This is a genomic window from Aureimonas endophytica, from assembly GCF_014642635.1.
Classification (GTDB): Bacteria; Pseudomonadota; Alphaproteobacteria; order Rhizobiales; family Rhizobiaceae; genus Plantimonas; species Plantimonas endophytica.
Genome location: NZ_BMIQ01000001.1, coordinates 1,158,265 through 1,173,059, shown reverse-complemented (window position 1 = coordinate 1,173,059; position 14,795 = coordinate 1,158,265). Strand labels below are relative to the sequence as shown.

General features: G+C 67.6%; 15 protein-coding genes and 1 other annotated feature. Of the genes, 4 read left to right on the top strand and 11 right to left on the bottom strand.

Features of this window, described 5'->3' with window-relative positions:
* Positions 1-77 precede the first annotated feature (77 nt).
* Positions 78-590, top strand: coding sequence for a DUF3429 domain-containing protein (locus IEY14_RS05915; protein ID WP_188907237.1), 513 nt, complete (start codon positions 78-80; stop codon positions 588-590).
* On the opposite strand, the gene pdeM is transcribed toward IEY14_RS05915, so the two are convergent.
* Positions 579-1,298 carry a ligase-associated DNA damage response endonuclease PdeM gene (gene pdeM, locus IEY14_RS05910; RefSeq protein ID WP_188907406.1) on the bottom strand — a complete coding sequence of 240 codons (720 nt, stop codon included), beginning with the start codon at positions 1,296-1,298 and terminating at the stop codon, positions 579-581. The two genes, IEY14_RS05915 and pdeM, sit on opposite strands and share 12 nt — an antisense overlap.
* A gap of 126 nt (positions 1,299-1,424) precedes the next feature.
* Positions 1,425-1,476, top strand: a sequence feature (sul1 is cis-regulatory element that is thought to sense ions involved in sulfur or methionine metabolism; They are found in Alphaproteobacteria).
* A 76-nt stretch (positions 1,477-1,552) separates the two neighbouring features.
* Here pdeM and IEY14_RS05905 point away from each other — a divergent pair.
* Positions 1,553-3,043, top strand: a complete 1,491-nt coding sequence (locus IEY14_RS05905) for a SulP family inorganic anion transporter (protein ID WP_188907236.1) — start codon at positions 1,553-1,555, stop codon at positions 3,041-3,043.
* 13 nt (positions 3,044-3,056) lie between these two features.
* Here the strand turns inward: IEY14_RS05905 and IEY14_RS05900 are convergent, their stop codons facing one another.
* The 4 genes from IEY14_RS05900 to IEY14_RS05885 all read right to left on the bottom strand — a co-directional run bounded on the left by IEY14_RS05900 (position 3,057) and on the right by IEY14_RS05885 (position 7,982).
* Positions 3,057-3,365: a hypothetical protein gene (locus IEY14_RS05900; protein ID WP_188907235.1), complete on the bottom strand. Its 309-nt coding sequence runs from the start codon at positions 3,363-3,365 to the stop codon at positions 3,057-3,059.
* A 189-nt stretch (positions 3,366-3,554) separates the two neighbouring features.
* Positions 3,555-6,110, bottom strand: coding sequence for a ligase-associated DNA damage response DEXH box helicase (locus tag IEY14_RS05895; protein ID WP_188907234.1), 2,556 nt, complete (start codon positions 6,108-6,110; stop codon positions 3,555-3,557).
* 43 nt (positions 6,111-6,153) lie between these two features.
* On the bottom strand, positions 6,154-6,822 hold the full coding sequence (locus IEY14_RS05890; protein ID WP_373288916.1) for a YitT family protein: 669 nt from the start codon (positions 6,820-6,822) through the stop codon (positions 6,154-6,156).
* Positions 6,823-7,079: 257 nt separating this feature from the next.
* Positions 7,080-7,982: a class I SAM-dependent DNA methyltransferase gene (locus IEY14_RS05885; protein ID WP_188907232.1), complete on the bottom strand. Its 903-nt coding sequence runs from the start codon at positions 7,980-7,982 to the stop codon at positions 7,080-7,082.
* 172 nt (positions 7,983-8,154) lie between these two features.
* Between IEY14_RS05885 and IEY14_RS05880 the strand changes: the two genes are divergently transcribed.
* Positions 8,155-8,940: an SDR family oxidoreductase gene (locus IEY14_RS05880; RefSeq protein WP_244639304.1), complete on the top strand. Its 786-nt coding sequence runs from the start codon at positions 8,155-8,157 to the stop codon at positions 8,938-8,940.
* 7 nt (positions 8,941-8,947) lie between these two features.
* Positions 8,948-9,961: a ligase-associated DNA damage response exonuclease gene (locus tag IEY14_RS05875; RefSeq protein WP_188907230.1), complete on the top strand. Its 1,014-nt coding sequence runs from the start codon at positions 8,948-8,950 to the stop codon at positions 9,959-9,961.
* Between the two features lie 4 nt (positions 9,962-9,965).
* Here the strand turns inward: IEY14_RS05875 and IEY14_RS05870 are convergent, their stop codons facing one another.
* From IEY14_RS05870 to IEY14_RS05845, 6 genes are all read right to left on the bottom strand, one after another.
* Positions 9,966-10,361 carry a hypothetical protein gene (locus tag IEY14_RS05870; RefSeq protein ID WP_188907229.1) on the bottom strand — a complete coding sequence of 132 codons (396 nt, stop codon included), beginning with the start codon at positions 10,359-10,361 and terminating at the stop codon, positions 9,966-9,968.
* A gap of 64 nt (positions 10,362-10,425) precedes the next feature.
* Positions 10,426-10,719, bottom strand: coding sequence for a hypothetical protein (locus tag IEY14_RS05865; protein ID WP_188907228.1), 294 nt, complete (start codon positions 10,717-10,719; stop codon positions 10,426-10,428).
* A gap of 8 nt (positions 10,720-10,727) precedes the next feature.
* Positions 10,728-11,117, bottom strand: coding sequence for an RNase A-like domain-containing protein (locus IEY14_RS05860; RefSeq protein WP_280515023.1), 390 nt, complete (start codon positions 11,115-11,117; stop codon positions 10,728-10,730).
* Positions 11,118-11,736: 619 nt separating this feature from the next.
* Positions 11,737-11,946 (bottom strand): hypothetical protein, encoded by a 210-nt coding sequence (locus tag IEY14_RS05855; protein WP_188907227.1) that lies wholly within the window; start codon positions 11,944-11,946, stop codon positions 11,737-11,739.
* Between the two features lie 279 nt (positions 11,947-12,225).
* Positions 12,226-14,097, bottom strand: a complete 1,872-nt coding sequence (locus IEY14_RS05850; protein WP_188907226.1) for a potassium/proton antiporter — start codon at positions 14,095-14,097, stop codon at positions 12,226-12,228.
* A gap of 129 nt (positions 14,098-14,226) precedes the next feature.
* Complete coding sequence (locus IEY14_RS05845) at positions 14,227-14,793, bottom strand: putative glycolipid-binding domain-containing protein (RefSeq protein ID WP_188907225.1); 567 nt, start codon at positions 14,791-14,793, stop codon at positions 14,227-14,229.
* Positions 14,794-14,795 lie beyond the last annotated feature (2 nt).

The following is a 14,795-nucleotide window of genomic DNA, read 5'->3' as shown; positions in this document are numbered from 1 at the left end:
CGACATCGCTTCGCCTTGCCGAACGCGCCCGCCGCGCAACTTGCCCCTCCGGGCGGCGCGGCAGAGGGAGCGGCGGAATGGCGGATGCGGACGGAGCGGCGGAGACGGGCGGCCGGCCCTGGGACCTGGATTATTCGCGGCATCGCCCGACGCTCTGGAGCCTCGGTCTCGGCGGGCTCGTGCCCTTCGTCCTGCCGACCGCCGCGCTGCTCTATGCCGGCCGCGAGTTTATCGCCTTCGATCTCCTGGTGAAGGCGCTCGGCGGCTACAGCGCCGTCATCCTGTCCTTTCTCGGCGGCATCCGCTGGGGCTCCTCGCTGATGACTTCGGCGAGCGGGCGCGGCACGCTGATCCTCTCGATCGTGCCGGCGCTGGTCGGCTGGATCCTGCTCTTCCTGCCGGCGCCCTGGCTCTTCGCCGGCTTCGCGCTCGCCTTCCTGCTGCAGGGCGTCTGGGATGTCCTGGCGATCCGGCGCGGGGCGCTGCCGCTCTATTTCCGCAAGCTGCGGGTGACGCTCACCGTCGTCGTCGTCGTCTGCCAGATCGCGAGCTTCGTCGCGACCTATGGCGCCGCCGCCTCAGCCGCGTGAGAGACTGGCGAAGCCGATCGGATAGATGCGCGCCGCGCCGATGACATAGGCCTTCGCCGTCTCCGGCCGGAACAGGCCGGCGAAGGGGCGGTCGAGCACGTTGAGACCGCCGGTCGTCACGCCGAAGCTCGGCATGATCATGCGCGCCCCGTCCGTCGCAAAACAGGCGCCGCGCACGCTGCGCCCGGCCCGGGCGATCCGCGCCATCGGATGGAGATGGCCGGCGATCTCGCCCGGACGGTGGGCGGGACGCGGCTCGTGGCGGAAGGCGAGGCGGCCGATCGTCGCCTCCTCGACCGTCTCGCCGCCGACGAAGGCCGGCGGCTCGGGATCGTGATTGCCGAGGATCCAGAGCCAGTCGCGCCCGGCCATCAGCCCGGTCAGCGCTTCGCGGAAGGGCGCCGGCATGAAGGCCGCGCCATGGCGGTCGTGGAAGGAATCGCCGAGGCAGACCACGCGGCGCGGCTGGTAGCGCTCGAGTGCCGCGCCGAAGAGGGTGAGCGTCGCCGCCGTGTCGTAGGGCGGCAGGAACATGCCGCGCCGGGCGAAGGCGGCGCCCTTCTCCAGATGCAGATCCGAGACGACGAGCAGGTCCTCGGCGGGCACGAAGAGCACGCCGGACGGGTCGCAGAGCACGGTCTCGTCGTTGACCACCGCCTCCTCGGCGGCGGCCTGCGATTGCCGGCTTCGGCGCAGGATCGCGTTCATCGGGCTCCGCTTCGCTTCCATTCGCGTTTCGTTCGCATAGAATCGCGCTTTGCGGCAATGGCAAGGCTGGCCCGGCGGCCGAGTCCTCTTGACGCAGGATTGACGCGCGGGCATTTTCGCGCCGCACAAGGACCGGCCCCGCCGGTGGCTATGCCGGGCGCCTATCCCTCGGCCACTCCAAGACCCCGGCCTTGACGCAAGGTGCAGCCTCGAACTTCCGTGTCGACGCGCGTCCGGCCTCCCGTTGCCCTTCGATGCGATTCTTCTCCCGTTCCGAACTCCGCGCGGACTGGCTCGGCAATGTCCGCGCCGATCTCCTGTCCGGCCTCGTCGTCGCGCTCGCCCTGATTCCCGAGGCGATCGCCTTCTCGCTCATCGCCGGCGTCGATCCCAAGATCGGGCTCTACGCCTCCTTCTCCATCGCCGTCCTCACCGCCGTCTTCGGCGGCCGCCCGGCGATGATCTCGGCCGCCACCGCGGCCACCGCCGTGCTCATGGTCACGCTGGTGCGCGATCACGGGCTGCAATATCTCTTCGCCGCGACGATCCTCGCCGGCCTCGTCCAGATGGCCTGCGGCCTCTGCCGCCTCGGCGACCTGATGCGCTTCGTCTCGCGCTCGGTGATGACGGGCTTCGTCAACGCGCTGGCGATCCTGATCTTCCTCGCCCAGCTTCCCGAGCTCACCCATGTGACGCCCGCGACCTATGCGCTCGTCGCCGCCGGTCTCGCCATCATCTACGGCCTGCCGCGGCTCACCAAGGCGGTGCCGTCGCCGCTTGTCTCGATCGCGGTCCTGACGGCGCTCGTCTGGTTCTCCGGCATCGAGGTCCGCACGGTGGGCGACATGGGCGAGCTGCCGTCGACGCTGCCGAGCTTCCTCCTGCCGGACGTGCCGCTGACGCTGGAGACGCTCTGGATCATCCTGCCCTATTCGGTCGGCATCGCGCTGGTCGGCCTCCTGGAATCCCTGATGACCGCCAATGTCATCGACGATTATACCGACACGTCCTCCGACAAGAACCGCGAATGCATGGGGCAGGGCATCGCCAACTTCGCCACGGGCTTTCTCGGCGGCATGGCGGGCTGCGCGATGATCGGCCAGTCGGGCATCAATGTGCGCTCCGGCGGGCGCGGGCGGCTGTCCTGCTTCGCGGCGGGCGTCTTCCTGCTCATCCTCGTCGTCGGCCTCGGCGATCTCGTGCGCATCATCCCGATGCCGGCGCTGGTCGCGGTGATGATCATGGTTTCGATCGGCACCTTCGACTGGGCCTCGCTGAAGAGCCTCGTCATCCATCCGCGCCGCTCCTCCGTCGTGATGCTGGCGACGGTGGTGATCGTCGTCTGGACGCATAACCTCGCTCTCGGCGTCTTTGCCGGCGTCCTTCTGTCCGGCCTGTTCTTCGCCTCCAAGATCGCCCAGATCTTCCGCGTGACCTCGGAACTTTCGCCCGACGGGCGCGAGCGGCGCTATCTGGTGGAAGGTCAGGTCTTCTTCGCCTCGGCCGGCCAGTTCGTCGACGCCTTCGACACGAAGGAGCGGTTGGAGCGCGTCGTGATCGACGTCTCCCGCGCCCATATCTGGGACCTCACCGGTGTCGGCGCGCTCGACAAGGTGGCGCTGCGCTTCAAGAAGGCCGGCATCGCGGTGGAAATCGTCGGCATGAACGAGGCCTCGCGGACGTTGGTCGACAAGCTGACGATCCAGAACCGTGCCGATGCGTTGGAGATACAGCCGGGGCATTGAGCCTCGGCAAGGATCAGCGCCCGAAACGGTGCCGCGGTGGCACGACCTTGGCATAGGTTGCCGCCTCGGTGAGGAAGCGATGGAGATCGATCGGATCGGGGAACAGAAGGTCCGCCGCTGAACTGTTCCACGATGCCTGCAAGTCTCGGTCGCTGATTTCACCGGCATTCAGTCTGTCGACGAATTCCTCGAATTCGCCGCGCTCCGCGCTGGACATGCGGCCGAGCGCGAAACGAAAGAATTCGGCCTTCGTCTTGAATAGGTGAATGTCCTGCATGACGGCTTCCGCGAAGCGGTGGAAAGACTTCGGCGCCTCGGTCATCGATCGTCTCCAGGCAGGTTTTTGAGACGGGGCCGTGGCAATTCCCAGAATGGCCCGCAGGGCAGAGGCGGAATCTCAACATCGCGCCTCGACCGAAGCCTATCCATCGTTCCACGTCCTTCTCTCCGCCGTCGAGCCGGAAAGACGATGGCAGGGAGAACCGTCACGATCGCCGGATCGGCGCTGGCATTAGGTTAGCGTGTTCGAGCGGAACTGGCCTTTATCCGACAAGGCTTTTCCGATGAGTTCGATCTCCATCGCCTCGGCCAGCAATTCGTCGCGCGCCTCGCCCTCGATGCGTTCGCGGCCGGCTTCCAGCATGATCGGCACGGCGAGCGGCGAGATCTCGGGTAGGTCGCGGTGCAGGATGCGGTGGCGGACGCGGGCGAGGAGGTCGGACACGCGCCGGACGTCGAGAAGGCCGGTCGCCGCGTCCGCCCAGGTGGCGCGCAGCAGGATGTGGTCCGGCTCGTGGGCGCGTAGCACGTCGTAGACGAGATCGGAGGAGACGGTCACCTGCCGGCCGGTCTTCTCGCGCCCCGGCTGGTTCTTCTGCACCAGCCCGGCGATCACCGCGCATTGCCGGAAGGTGCGCTTCAGCAGCCAGGAATCGGCCATCCAGGCTTCGAGATCGTCGCCCAGCATGTCCTCGTCGAAGAGGTCCTCCAGCGACAGCCGGCCGTCGGCGAACATCGCGCCGAGATCGCCGAGCCCCCAGATCGACAGCGCATAGTCGGTCGCGACGAAGCCGAGCGGCTTCGCCCGCGCCCGCTCCAGCCGCCGCGTCAGGAGCATGCCGAGCGTCTGATGCGCCAGGCGCCCCTCGAAGGGATAGGCGACCATGAAGAAGCGGTTGCCGTTCGGAAAGGTCTCGACCAGCATCTCGTCGGCCGCCGGGATCGCCGATTTCTCGCGCTGGATGCCGAGCCATTCGCGCACCTGCGGCGGCAGGGCGCCCCATTTCTCCGGATCGGCCAGCATCTCGCGGATGCGGGCGGCGAGAAAGGTCGTCATCGGAAACTTCTGGCCGCCGTAATAGGGGACCTTCGCCTCCTCGCCCTTCGTCTTGGTGACGAGGCATTCCATCTCGTGGATGCCCTCGAAGCGCACGACATGGCCGGAGAACAGGAAGGTGTCGCCGGGCGACAGGGTCTCGAGGAAATTCTCCTCGATCTTGCCGAGCACCATGCCGCCGCGTCCGATGGCGGCGCGCGTCTTCGCCCGGATCATCCGCACGGTCAGCGTCTCCGATTCGATGATCGTGCCGGCATTCATCCGATAGGCCTGCGCGACGGAGGGATGGGTGATCCGCCAGGTGCCGTCCTCGGTGAGGCGGATCTTGGCATAGCGCTCGTAGACCCGCAGGCTGTAGCCGCCGGTCGCCACGAAATCGACCACGCGGTCGAAGGTCTCGCGGTCGAGGGCGCGATAGGGAAAGGCGCTCCGCACCTCGGCGAAGAGATCGTCGGCGCGGAAGGGCGCGGCGCAGGCCATGCCGAGCACATGCTGGGCGAGGACGTCGAGACAGCCCTCGCGCATCGGCGGCGAGTCCTGGTCGCCGAGATAGTTGGCGTCGAGCGCCGCCTGGCATTCCATGACCTCGAAGCGATTGGCCGGCACGAGGATCGCCTTCGAGGGCTCGTCCATGCGGTGATTGGCGCGGCCGATGCGCTGGGCGAGGCGCGAGGCGCCCTTCGGCGCGCCGACATGCACGACGAGATCGACATCGCCCCAGTCGATGCCGAGATCGAGCGTCGAGGTGGCGACGACGGCCCGCAGCTCGTTCGCGGCCATGGCCGCCTCGACCCGGCGGCGCTGGCCGACATCAAGCGAGCCGTGATGGAGCGCGATCGGCAGCGTCTCCTCGTTGATCCGCCAGAGTTCCTGGAAGAGCAGCTCGGCCTGCGAGCGGGTGTTGACGAAGAGGAGCGTCGTCTTGTGCCGGCGGATCGCCTCGTAGATCTCCGGCATCGCATAGCGGCACATATGGCCCTGCCAGGGCACGCGCTCGCGCGACTTCAGGATGGTGATCTCGGGCAGCGCGCCGCCGGCGACGGTGACGAGATCGGCGAGACGCGACGGCGCGTCGGGCTCCTGGCCGACCAGCCAGGCGCGCAGCTCGTCCGGCTCGGACACGGTGGCGGAAAGGCCGATCGTCTTCAGATCCGGCCGCAGCCTCCGCAGCCGGGCGAGGCCCAGCGCCAGAAGCTGGCCGCGCTTCGAGGCGACGAGCGAGTGCAACTCGTCGAAGATGACCGTGGAGAGATCGGAAAAGAAGGTTTCCGCGTCCTTGCCCGAAATCAGGAGCGCCAGCTGCTCCGGCGTCGTCAGGAGGATGTCGGGCGGGTTGAGGCGCTGGCGCTGGCGGCGCGACTGCGACGTGTCGCCGGTGCGTCCCTCCATCGCGATGGCGAGGCCCATCTCCTCGACCGGCGCGGCGAGATTGCGCTGGATGTCGGTGGCGAGCGCCTTCAGCGGCGAGACGTAGAGCGTATGGACGCCGGGCGGCCGCGTGCCGGGCCTGCGCCGCGGCCGCCGGGACAGATCGACCAGCGAGGGCAGGAAGCCCGCCAGCGTCTTGCCGGCGCCGGTCGGCGCGATGAGGAGGACGGAGGCGCCGCGCTCGGCGCGCTCCAGCAGGTCGAGCTGATGCGGCCTCGGCGCCCAGCCCTTCGCCGCGAACCATTCGGCGAAGCGCGGCGGAAGAAGGGCGGGGGCGAGGTCGAGAACGGGCGCGGGGATCACGCGCTAGAGGTAAGGCTCGCCGGGCCCCGCGAAAAGGGCGCCTCTAGCGCGCCAGATAGCGATCGGTGCGATGGTTGATCGCGAGGAAGAGGTTCAGCACGAGGGCGCCGAGCACCGAGAGAAGGACGGCGCGGGGCGGCACGGCGAGAATGGCGGTGACGAGCACCAGGAGATCGACGGCGAGCTGGGTGAGGCCGGCCCGCCAGCCGAAACGGTCCTGCAGGAAGATCGCCAGGACGCCGACGCCGCCGGCCGAGGCGCGGTGGCGGAACAGGGCCAGAAGGCCGAAGCCGACGAGGAGGCCGCCGAGACAGGCGCCCGTGACGGGCTCGATCGCCGCGAAGCGGATGACGGCGGGGCTGAAGGCGGTCATCAGCGACAGGAGCGTCACGGCGAGCGCCGTCTTCAGCGTGAAGGCGCGGCCCATGCGGCCGATGGCGAGCGCGTAGAAGGGCAGGTTGAGGACGAAGAAGACGAGACCGAAATTCCAGCCTGTGAGATAGTGAAGCACGAAGGCGAGGCCCGCCATGCCGCCGGTGAGGAAGCCGAGCGAGCCGAGCATCGCGATGCCGAGGGCGGTGAGCGCCGTGCCCGCGACGATGCCGAGCACGTCTTCCCAGGGACTGTGCCGCGTCGCCGTCGCCGCCCAGTTGCCGAAGCGATGCGCCTTGCGCGTCGCCTCCAGTTCGATCCGCTCGGCTTCGCTCGGCACGGTGCTCTCTCGTCTTGTCGTCGCCATCCCTCCCAGGGCGGACTGTGACTCCGGGAGATGCGACAATCAATGCGGGTCCAGCCCTGGCTTGCGGGATGGCACGGCGGCGACGCCGCCTTCCCTCTCCCGAACCGGGAGAGGGTGCCGCCCCTCGACAAGCTCGGGAGGCGGGTGAGGGAGCCGTGGGGCGCCGGCATCCGTCACTCCCTCATCCCCCTGCCGGGACCTTCTCCCGACTCGGGAGAAGGGAGGCGGCTTTACCCCCGTGCGGTGAATATCAACCCTTCCACCGGCTCGCCGCGATCCTCGCGCAGGTGAACGTGCCGCGGCGCCGATGCGGCGAAGCCGGCGGCGGCGAGTTGGCGGGAAACCGCCTCCGCCGCATGGGCGTAGCGCAGGGTCTCGCGAAGGACGAAGGGCTCCGCGCCGGCATGGGCCTCCAGCGTGAAGGCCAGAAGCCCGCCGGGCCGCAGCCAGCGGCGGGCGCGGGCGAAGACCGGGGCGAGATCGCCGAGATAGTTCAGGACATCGGCCGCCACGACGAGATCGAAACCGTCCTCCTCGGCCGCGAAGGCGAGGATGTCGCTCTCGTGGAGCGCGTCATAGACTCCCTTCGCCCGCGCCTTGGCGAGCATCGCCGGCGAGAGGTCGAGGCCGACGAGGCGCGTCGCGAGGGGGCGCAGCACCGTTCCCATCAGGCCGGTGCCGCAGCCGAGATCGAGCACCGCCGCGAAGGCGCCGGGGCCGGCGGCGCGGATCGCCTCGCCGAGAAGCTCCGGCGCGCGATAGGCGAGCCGGTCGCGCAACTGCTGCTCGAATCGTTCGGCATATTGGTCGAAGAGGCCGCGCACGAAGGCCGGCGGCAGGGCGCTCGGCGGCGGCGCCTCGCCGAGGGCCGCGAGCTTGGCGCCGGCGCCGAGCCCGTCCGCCGGATCGAGCTCCACCGCTTGCCGCAGGGCCGCGATCGCGCCCTCCCGATCGCCGGCCTTTTCCCGATGGAGGGCGAGCGTGGTCCAGCCCGCCGCCCAGTCCGGCGCGAGTTCCAGCGCCTGGCGCATCAGATCGGCGGCGGCGGCGAAATCGCCGCCCTCGGCATAGCCCTGCGCATAGGCCGCCCGCTGGTCCGCGCGCGGATTGTTCGAGGACAGGGCGAGCGGCATGGCGGTGGTCTTCCTGCGGCGAGGAGCGTTCGATGCGCCGCCGCTATGCGGCCTTCGCCCGAGCTTTGACAAGGCACGCCTTTCCACGCCGCGAAACGGCCATAGCTTTTGCCCGGCGGCGGCCGGCGGGCGCGGGGCGCCGCGCGAGGCAAAGAGGACGGATCCGATGCGGATGACCGGCAATACCATTCTCGTCACCGGCGGCGGCTCGGGCATCGGGCGCGGCATGGCCGAGGAATTCCTGCGGCGCGGCAACGAGGTGATCATCGCCGGCCGCCGCCAGTCGGCGCTGGACGAGGTGGTGGCGGCCAATCCCGGAATGGCGGCGATGGCGCTGGATATCGGCGACGCCGAAGCCGTGCGCGCCTTCGGGGCGGAAATCGTCCGGCGCTTTCCAGCGCTCGACACCGTGGTCCACATGGCCGGCATCATGCAGAACGAACGTCTGACGAAGCCGGGCGCGATGCTGGAGGTGGCGGAGGCGACGGTCGCCACCAATCTTCTCGGGCCGATGCGCCTGACGGCGGCGCTGCTGCCGCATCTTCTCTCCCGGCCGCGCGCCGCCATTCTCACCGTCACGTCGGGCATCGCCTACCTGCCCTTCGCCATGACGCCGAGCTACACGGCGACGAAATTCGCCATTCGCGGCTGGACGGACGCGATCCGCCTCCAGCTGAGGGAGACGAACGTCCAGGTGATCGAGCTCATCCCGCCCTATGTCCGCACCGGCCTGATGGGCGACCGGCAGGCGAGCGACCAGAACGCCATGCCGCTGGACCGCTATCTCGCCGAGACCTTCGAACTTCTGGAACGCCAGCCGGAGGCCGGGGAGATCGTCATCGAGAACGTGAAGCCGCAACGCTATGCCGAGGCGCGGGGCGAATACGAGACGCTGCTCGTCAAGCGCAACGAGATGCTGATGGCCGCCCGCAAGGCGGAATGGGACGCGCTGGCGTAAGGTCCGCATGCCGCGCTTCGAGGATCTCCTCCGCCCGACGCCGAAGGGGCTCTACTGCCCGCCCGGCGATTTCTTCATCGATCCGGTGCGCCCGGTCGAGCGGGCGCTCGTCACCCACGGCCATGCCGACCATGCCCGGGCCGGCAGCACCAAGGTGCTGGCGACGAAGGAGACGCTGGAGATCATGGCGATCCGCTACGGCGCGGATTTCTGCGCCGAACGCCAGGAGGCGGAACTCGGGCAAACGGTGCGGATCGGCGAGGTCTCGGTCTCCTTCCACCCGGCCGGCCATGTGCTCGGCTCGGCGCAGATCGCGGTGGAGATGGGCGGCACGCGCATCGTCGCCTCCGGCGACTACAAGCGCCGCGCCGATCCGACCTGCCGTCCCTTCGAGCCAGTGGATTGCGATGTCTTCATCACCGAGGCGACCTTCGCCCTGCCGGTCTTCCGCCACCCGGACAGCGGCGAGGAGGTGCGCCGGCTGATCCGCTCCACCGAGCAGTTTCCCGAGCGGGCCCATCTCGTCGGCGCCTATGCGCTCGGCAAGGCGCAGAGGGTGATCCGCCTGCTGCGCGACGAGGGCTACGGGCGGCCGATCTACATTCACGGTGCGCTGAAGAAGCTCTGCGACTATTACCAGGAGCAGGGGATCGATCTCGGCGAGCTGCGGCCCGCGACGCGCGAGGGCGGATCGAAGCAGGATTTCGCCGGAGCGATCGTCGTCGGCCCGCCTTCGGCCTTCGCCGACAAATGGGCGCGGCGCTTTCCCGACCCCGTCTCCTGCTTCGCCTCGGGCTGGATGCGGGTGCGCCAGCGGGCGCGCCAGCGCGGCGTCGAGCTGCCGCTGATCCTCTCCGACCATTGCGACTGGGACGAACTCACCGAGACGATCGACGAACTGCGCCCGCAGGAGGTCTGGGTGACGCATGGCCGCGAGGAGGCGCTGGTGCGCTGGTGCGAGTTGCGCCAGATCCGCGCCCGGCCGCTCCACCTCGTCGGCTACGAGGACGAGGCGGAGTGAGCCGTCAGCGTCGCGGCTCGGGCCAGCCGTCCGGGTAGTAGTCCTCGACGAAGGCGAAGGCATAGGACCAGAACGGCAATTCGCCGCCGCCCTGCCGCTGCCATTCGGCGATGAGCGAGTCGGCGATGTCCTCGCGCGTCGTGCCCCAGCGGTCGGTCGGGTAGAAGTTTGGGGCGACGCCGCCGATATCGCCGTCGAAAGGCTTCGCGCCTGCATCGACCATCGCGTAGATGCAGCGCCGGACGAATTCGATGAGATCGTCACCCTGGAATTGCCAGGATCTGATGCCGTTCGTAACGATGGCGTCGAGAGTCTCGAATTCGTCGCGCGCGCGGTAGACCGACCCTTCGATTCGGTCCTCGACAGATGTTCCGTCTAGACTCATGCGACCGTCTATCATCGCTGCCTCCTAAGAACCCTCATCGACGGCCGGACAAGAACCGGCCGCTCCGCTCTTGACGAAGCTATTTTGTCTTCACGGCCTCTTCGAGCTTTTCGATAATGAGTTCGAAGAACGAATTTATCGTCTCACGTGTGATGTAATAGGGTGACTCGCCTTTAGACCAAATCTCGTTCCATCGCTCGGGCGTCGGGTTTTCGGCCTTGACCGCCAGAAGAAAATCCAGAAGCTCTTTGCGCTTTTCTAAATTTCCAAAACCCACGGCTCGCTCGATACCCCCGATCTCGCCATATTGCTCGAACCAGCCGTCGTGAAAACAAGCGGAGAATTGCTGAAACAGGTAGCGGAAGCGATCCATGTCAGTCGTCAGTCCTTTGGATAGGCGGTGTCGATTCGGAAGCCCTTCGGTATTGATGAGTCATGAACTATCGCGACGCCAACACCATAGACGTCTCGATGTCTAATCTGATCTTTTGGTGCGAAAATGCTGAATGCTGGAACATCTAGATAGAACTCGTGGCCAGTCTTATAGGGGAATTCGGAAGTCACAAAAGCAATCTTCTCCTCACCCCTCGCCACGCGATCGACTGCTTCTGCATTTCTTGCGAGCGTTGAATTCACAAGTTTGGTTGCCGCTTCTAGACTATAGAAGCTATCTGATCTTTTTATCCCCAATGACACAAACAGTCCATCGACCTTTTCAGACTGCATTCGGCTGATTAGGAATGTGTCAGTTTTAGCGACATGCCTTGCGATCGCATGGCCACCAAGTTGTTCCTCTTGACGAAGGTCTAGAAGATAATATCGGATGCGACGCGTTTTGCCGTCCTTGGAGCCTGCTTGGGCGAAAAGTCGAGTGCCGCCCCCCGTCCGTCCAGCGGCCTACTCCGGTCTGTCCTTGCGGGATGCGCGGCTCGTTCGGATTGAAGTTCGCCTTCAACGCGAGGAGGCCGAGCCGCAACGCTTGAAGCCGGAAAAGTTCGAGACGGATTTCGGCCGCAAATCTGACGCATGCCAACTCGAGTCTCAGAGCGAGCAGGGAAGGGGCCTTCCGCTTCCTTGCCTGCCACGAATGCCGTCTTCGGATGTTCGCTGCACGTATCCATGACCTCCGGCCTCGCTACCCGTCGATGAGTTTCCGCGAGGCTGAAGCGGCGGGGATAAGTTCAGGACATGCTGATCCTTCCGGCGGTGGTTTGAAGTAGCCCCGTGCAAGGCGCCAGATCCGCGCCCGGCCGCTCCATCTTGTCGGCTGCGAGGACGAGGCGGAGTGAGCCGGCGCGTTCCATGCTGGCCGATCCCGTTCCGTCCTCGCCGCGCGAGCGGCAAGCGCGTCGGGGCGGCGTTCGGGCGATGACTCCGCTGCCCTGGTCGGTCAGGCCGGCTCTTCCAGCGCGGTTGCGGTGGCCGGCTGTGCGCGCAGAACCTCGCAGAAGCGGAGAAGCTCCTGCTTCTCCTCCACCGTCAGGTCGTCGATGGCGCGGTGGATGGCGAGCGCGGGCTCGCCGTCGCATTCATCGCGGGCGACGAGATAGCGGCCGATCATTCGAAGTAGGGCGGGAGGGGGCTCCAACGTCTCGCTCATTCGTTCCTCATGCGTGTCGAGAGACCTTCGGTCCTTCAAGCCGGGACCTCGTCATCGACCGCGACGTCCCAGAGGTGAATGATCAGGGGCAAGGGGGACGGTTTGGCCTCGCTTCTGCATCGGACCGTCGGCATGCCAATTCGATGCCAGCGGCCATTGTCCGGTCTCACCGTCACCGCGCCAGTTTTCGTCCCACCCCATGCCGCTATCCATCCGTTGGCGGTCTTTGCAACCTATGGGTGATCCTAGCGTGCATGCGGCAGACTGTCGCGAAAAATATTAGCCGACTTCCTTTTCCGCGACAAGCGGCGAAGGGAGGTCCGCCGGGCGCGTCTCTGCCATCGGCGCCGGCTCGGATGCGGCCCTTCGGTCGCGGCTGAGGCGCCGCCACCAGCCGCGCAGGTTCAGGAACAGCGTGATCTCGGTCTCGCGGCTGGCATCGGGATCGAGCGCGAGGCCGGCGGCGAGGATCGCGCCGCTCTCGTCCGTGTCGCGCACGATCAGCTCGATCGGCCCGACCGGCACGCGGTCGCCATATTCGGCACGGCCGCCGAGACGCTCCACCATGTAGTCGCCGATCGGACGCGCCGCGATCCGCTCGTCCAGCGCCACGTCATAGGCGGCGGCGAGGAAGCGCATCGGTCGTTTCGGATCGACGGGGAAGTCGCCGAAGAAGTCGGTATCGTCGGGGCCGAGCTCGACCGGACTGGCGAAGAGCCTGTCGAGAAGGCGCGGATAGCGCGAGGCGATGAAGAGATAGACATAGTCGTTCGCCTGAAGGCGCCCGGCATATTGGTAGCTCATCGACTGGCCGTCGCGGATCACCAGCGAGGGGCGGGCCCAGCGCGGCAGGCGCTCGCCGCGCGCGACGGGGCTGCCCGGCACGACGCGATAGGACAGGAGTTCGTGCGTCGCCGTGCCCGGCAGTTCCAGCTCGAACTTCTCCACCGGCCCGATCTTCCTCGGCACGATGAGGCCGAGCCGCCGCGCCACGAAGCCGATCGTCCAGCCCTGCGCCATCAGCGAGGCGAGGACGACGATGAAGGCGGTGTTGAAGAGGATGCGGTTCTGGTCGATGCCGCCGATCAGCGGCACGATGGCGAGGAGGATCGAGACCGAGCCGCGCAGGCCCACCCAGGAGATGAAGGCCGTTTCCCGCGAGGTGAAATCGAAGGGCAGCATGCAGAACCAGACCGCGATCGGCCGCGCGACGAAGATCAGCACCGCCGCGAGCCCGAGCGCCGGCAGCGCGATCGCGCCGAATTGCGAGGGCGTCGCGAGCAGGCCGAGAACGAGGAACATGATGATCTGCGCGAGCCAGGTGAGACCGTCCGAGAATTGGCGCAGCGTCGGGCCGGAGCGGATGCGGCTGTTGCCGGTGACGAGACCGGCGACATAGGTGGCGAGGAAGCCGCTGCCATCGGCGGCGCCCGTCGCGGCGAAGAGCAGCATCGCCAGCGTCAGGGTGAAGATCGGCACCAGCCCGCGTTCGAGGCGCAGGCGGTTGAGCAGCCGGCCGATCACCCAGCCGCCGGCGAGGCCGGCGACGAGGCCGAGACCCATCTGGCGCAGGAACAGGACGAGGACATGCCAGTCGAGCGCGTCGAGCCCGCCCTTGCCGCGCAGGATCTCGACGAAGGTGATGGTGAGGAAGATCGCCATCGGATCGTTCGAGCCGGACTCCACCTCCAGCGTCGAGCGCACCCGGTCGCGCACGTTGATGCCGCCGATGCGCAGGAGGAAGAACACGGCCGCCGCGTCGGTGGAGCCGACGATCGAGCCGAGGAGCAGGCCCTGCAAGGGCGGGATGTGCAGAATGTAATGGGCGGCGAGGCCGAAGACGGCGGCGGTGATCGGCACGCCGAGCGTCGCGAGCGTCAGGGCGGGCGCGGCTGACTGGCGGAAGGCCGCCATCGGCGTGCCGATGCCGGAATCGAACAGGATGATGGCGAGCGCCATCGAGCCGATGAAATAGGCGAGACCGGCATTGTCGAAATGGAGGCCGAGCCCGTCCTCGCCGGCGACGAGGCCGATCGACAGGAAGAGCAGGAGGAGCGGGGCGCCGAAGCGCGCGGCGAGCAGGCTGGAAAAGGCCGCCATCAGCACGAGCACCGTGCCGACGAGAATGCCGAGATACATGGGTTCCAGCATTGCGCGCTCGTCGTCTCCTGCGGAAAGGCGGGACGTCTCGCGACAGGGAATCACATCGCTCCGCCGCTCGTCCGTCTCGGCACTTTACGCGGCGGTTTGTAGGCGGCGACGAAAAATCGCACCCGCGTCTCAAACCCGGCGGAAGAGGCCCGGATAGTCGAGGACGAGGCCGTCCGCGTCGAGCGGAAGATCGGCGGTGAACGAACGATCGGCCGCCTCGTAGCGATAGAGCTCGCCGTCGCGGAGCGCGGTGTAGCGCTGGCGGTCGACCAGCGGCTCCAGGCTGTCGAAGGGAACATAGACCATGGCGAGCTCGACCGTGCCCTGGTCCGGGCCGAGGCCAAGACGGCGGATCGGCAGCGTGTTGGTGAAGGGCGTCGCGGCGAGATCGATGTCGAGGCAGCCGTCGAAGGCGGGCAGGGGCCGGTTCTGGCTGTCGAGCCAGCGGCCGGGCTCGGGCGAGCGCATCAGAAGGCCGCGCCCGTCGGTGCCGCTGACGCCGAACTCGACCACGCGCCAGCTCTCGTCGCAGAGAATGAGATAGCGCGCCCCGTAGGGCACGCCGCCGCGCTCGCCGATCACGGCGGCGCTCGCCATGATCCCGCCCGTCACCGGGCGGAGATCGAGATGTTCCAGCCCCTCGCCCTCGACGGGACGCCAACGCAGGGTGCGGGGCGCGAGGGGCCGGAAGCGCATGG

What these genes read in the sequence shown, in the direction of transcription:
- IEY14_RS05915 (WP_188907237.1), top strand. Translation starts at nt 78, where the DNA reads ATGGCGGATGCGGACGGAGCGGCGGAGACGGGCGGCCGGCCCTGGGAC.
- pdeM (WP_188907406.1), bottom strand. Translation starts at nt 1,298, where the DNA reads ATGAACGCGATCCTGCGCCGAAGCCGGCAATCGCAGGCCGCCGCCGAG.
- IEY14_RS05905 (WP_188907236.1), top strand. Translation starts at nt 1,553, where the DNA reads ATGCGATTCTTCTCCCGTTCCGAACTCCGCGCGGACTGGCTCGGCAAT.
- IEY14_RS05900 (WP_188907235.1), bottom strand. Translation starts at nt 3,365, where the DNA reads ATGACCGAGGCGCCGAAGTCTTTCCACCGCTTCGCGGAAGCCGTCATG.
- IEY14_RS05885 (WP_188907232.1), bottom strand. Translation starts at nt 7,982, where the DNA reads ATGCCGCTCGCCCTGTCCTCGAACAATCCGCGCGCGGACCAGCGGGCG.
- IEY14_RS05880 (WP_244639304.1), top strand. Translation starts at nt 8,155, where the DNA reads ATGACCGGCAATACCATTCTCGTCACCGGCGGCGGCTCGGGCATCGGG.
- IEY14_RS05875 (WP_188907230.1), top strand. Translation starts at nt 8,948, where the DNA reads ATGCCGCGCTTCGAGGATCTCCTCCGCCCGACGCCGAAGGGGCTCTAC.
- IEY14_RS05870 (WP_188907229.1), bottom strand. Translation starts at nt 10,361, where the DNA reads ATGATAGACGGTCGCATGAGTCTAGACGGAACATCTGTCGAGGACCGA.
- IEY14_RS05865 (WP_188907228.1), bottom strand. Translation starts at nt 10,719, where the DNA reads ATGGATCGCTTCCGCTACCTGTTTCAGCAATTCTCCGCTTGTTTTCAC.
- IEY14_RS05855 (WP_188907227.1), bottom strand. Translation starts at nt 11,946, where the DNA reads ATGAGCGAGACGTTGGAGCCCCCTCCCGCCCTACTTCGAATGATCGGC.
- IEY14_RS05850 (WP_188907226.1), bottom strand. Translation starts at nt 14,097, where the DNA reads ATGCTGGAACCCATGTATCTCGGCATTCTCGTCGGCACGGTGCTCGTG.
- IEY14_RS05845 (WP_188907225.1), bottom strand. Translation starts at nt 14,793, where the DNA reads ATGCGCTTCCGGCCCCTCGCGCCCCGCACCCTGCGTTGGCGTCCCGTC.